The organism is Vibrio sp. V15_P4S5T153 (assembly GCF_963874485.1).
GTDB classification, from domain to species: domain Bacteria; phylum Pseudomonadota; class Gammaproteobacteria; order Enterobacterales; family Vibrionaceae; genus Vibrio; species Vibrio anguillarum.
Window position 1 is genome coordinate 30,943 of sequence record NZ_CAWNHR010000005.1, and the last position, 2,462, is coordinate 33,404.

Below are 2,462 nucleotides of genomic sequence, written 5' to 3' on the forward strand. Positions count from 1 at the left end.
GGTTTTGGGGGGGTGGGGCAACTATTGTCCAGCACAGCCAAAAGACCGCCGATGGCAGTGTTGTTCAGACAATCGAATACCTGTACGAGCCAGAGAGCTTTCGCCCACTCGCGCAGGTGACGCATAAGGCCAACCAAGATTCTCAGCTACACTATATCGTGACTGACCATGCAGGCACGCCACAGGAGCTGTGCAGTGAAAATGGCGACGTAGTTTGGCAAGGGGAGCAAGCCTTATGGGGGCATTACCAACAACGAAATACGCTTCCTAATCATGGTTTTAGAGAAAACGCTCAAAATGATGAGCTCTACTGTGACCTGCGTTACCAAGGGCAAATAGAAGACCGCGAATCTGGCCTTTACTACAACGTTAATCGCTATTACGATGCAGACAGTGGCCAGTACCTAAGCCCAGACCCAATCGGGTTTGCGGGAGGGTTAAGGCCACAGGCGTACGTGTTTAACCCGCTGGAGTGGGTTGATCCGTTGGGGTTGATGCCGTGGCCTAACCCAACTAAGCAAGGCCATCATTTAATCTACAAAAACAAAGCTAAAAGTATGGGCTGGGAGCACCTCGCTTCCAGTTCAACGACTCCTACTTTCTTTTTCAATGAACCTTATATCGCAGGTTCTCATGAGGCAATCCATAGAGCGCAAAGACCTTATGTTGGGAAAGTTCAAGGGCCATGGACTGGTAGCCCGGAGGAGCTAATTTCAGCAAGTAAAGCTGGTTTGGGTGAATTAGATTGGATAAAAGGTAATCTCAAAATACCAGCTACGGGAGAGATTCTTGCTGAAAATGTTACTCCTCTTGAAGCATTTGATAAACTTGAAGAATGGCATCATCAGCAGTTGAGAACCAAAAAGGGGTGTTAAAAATGTTGTTTCCGGAGCTAAATGCGTTTGCTCTTTATTCAAAGTTTGATGTTATCAGTTTTATGAATAATGAGCTTGGTGATAATAATATTCTCGATTATTTAATTGAAAATAATGGTGGAGAGCTGGTTGAAAAGGGAGTGCTGTTGCCCATTTTTAATGTTGATGATGGTTTATACAACATCGATGTGATCGTTAACGATGGTAATGGCAGTCAAGAACTTGGAGTTTTTTGTTCCTCCGGTGAGGTATCAGTCATTGGCCTTGGCTATTTAGCTGAATTTGATCATGAACTCCTTTGCATGGCGGGGAAGAACCAATCTTTTATAGTCCCTAACGGTACTTTTGGTGTGTCGTATTGTTTAAATGATATTGAAGAAAATCTGACGATATACTTAAACTCAATATAATACGGACAGACACCACAATAAAGGCTATATGCTAACTAAGCGTGAGGCTTTGGTTGGCTCTTGTTACGATAGACTAGCGGTTAAATCTCGGCAGTAGCAAGTGACGTTTGAATGGGTGTGTGCCTTGACAATGACTGTCCTTTGTAGTGTCTGTCCCTTCAATTTGTCTCGATAGCCTTTTTTGACGCACCTTATCAAGGTTCACCGACTCGTTCAGATCTAATGCCGCAATGGCGATTACATCGCGGTGAACACGGTGATTTGTTCTTAAAAAACAAGAACGGCCTTGAGTATCATTTTGAATATGCAGTCGGCACAACACTACGCCTTACTAAACAGCAAGATGCGTATGGGAATGCTACACAGTTTGTTTACGATCGTGGTTGTTTAAAGTGGGTTGTACTTTGCGATGGGCGGCTAATCCAAGTTGAAACGCAAAGAAATCGAATTCAAACACTCACGCTATGTGAAGCAGATAAAACGCCAACGGTTGTGCTTGCGCGATACAGCTATGACAAAAATGGATTTTTACTGTCTGTCCGTGCGGATGCAGGGCGCAGTTTTGACTATCAATACAGTAAAGAAGGTTACTTAACGCGCTGGAATGATCTTTCTCAAACCTGGGTAGAGCACGATTATGACGATAAGGGCCGCTCCATTGCGACGCGATGCTCTGGCGGCTACTGGGATGATGGGATCACCTACGATGATGAAAACCATATTCACTACTATCATCGGGCTTTTGGTGGTACCCAAGCGCTTCACCTTGATGATTAAAACAGACCTCTGCAAATTGTTGATGAATTTGGCAATCCAACCAAAAGTGTTTGGCAAAATGATCTGCTGATTAGCCATGAGAATGCACTCGGTGAAACCGTTCAATACACCTACGACGATTGGGGTAACGTAACCAGTGCCATTGAGCCAAATGGTGCAGAACACGCCTACGAGTACAACGAACAAGGTTGGTTACTGTGCTACACCAACCCAATGGGGGCGGTTTGGTCCTATGAATACAACACGTTTGGTGACGTAACTGCTATTACGGATCCAGAAACGCGCCAAACCCAAATGACCTATACCGAGTTTGGCCAACGTGCCAGCGTGACAGGGCCTGACGGTTCAATAACCCATTACTCGTACTATAGCAATGGCTTGTTGGCTCGGGTTGAGCCAC

4 protein-coding genes are annotated in these 2,462 nt (G+C 45.2%); all 4 read left to right on the top strand.

Annotation, left to right across the window (positions count from 1 at the left end; translation table 11 throughout):
• Positions 1-875, top strand: an 875-nt coding sequence (locus AACT42_RS01240; protein ID WP_254918689.1) for an RHS repeat domain-containing protein, incomplete at its 5' end; no start/stop codon positions are given.
• The gene (locus AACT42_RS01245) at positions 836-1,285 is read left to right on the top strand and encodes a hypothetical protein (protein ID WP_141192811.1); all 450 of its coding nucleotides are present in this window, start codon (positions 836-838) and stop codon (positions 1,283-1,285) included. The genes AACT42_RS01240 and AACT42_RS01245, both read left to right, overlap by 40 nt.
• 222 nt (positions 1,286-1,507) lie before the next feature.
• Positions 1,508-2,062 carry a hypothetical protein gene (locus tag AACT42_RS01250; RefSeq protein WP_237666805.1) on the top strand — a complete coding sequence of 185 codons (555 nt, stop codon included), beginning with the start codon at positions 1,508-1,510 and terminating at the stop codon, positions 2,060-2,062.
• A 213-nt stretch (positions 2,063-2,275) separates the two neighbouring features.
• Positions 2,276-2,462 (top strand): RHS repeat domain-containing protein (locus AACT42_RS01260; protein WP_254918690.1); only part of this gene is annotated, 187 nt, incomplete at its 3' end.

Excerpts from the sequence above, each read along its gene's own strand:
- AACT42_RS01245 (WP_141192811.1), top strand. The coding sequence starts at position 836 with ATGGCATCATCAGCAGTTGAGAACCAAAAAGGGGTGTTAAAAATGTTG.
- AACT42_RS01250 (WP_237666805.1), top strand. The coding sequence starts at position 1,508 with ATGCCGCAATGGCGATTACATCGCGGTGAACACGGTGATTTGTTCTTA.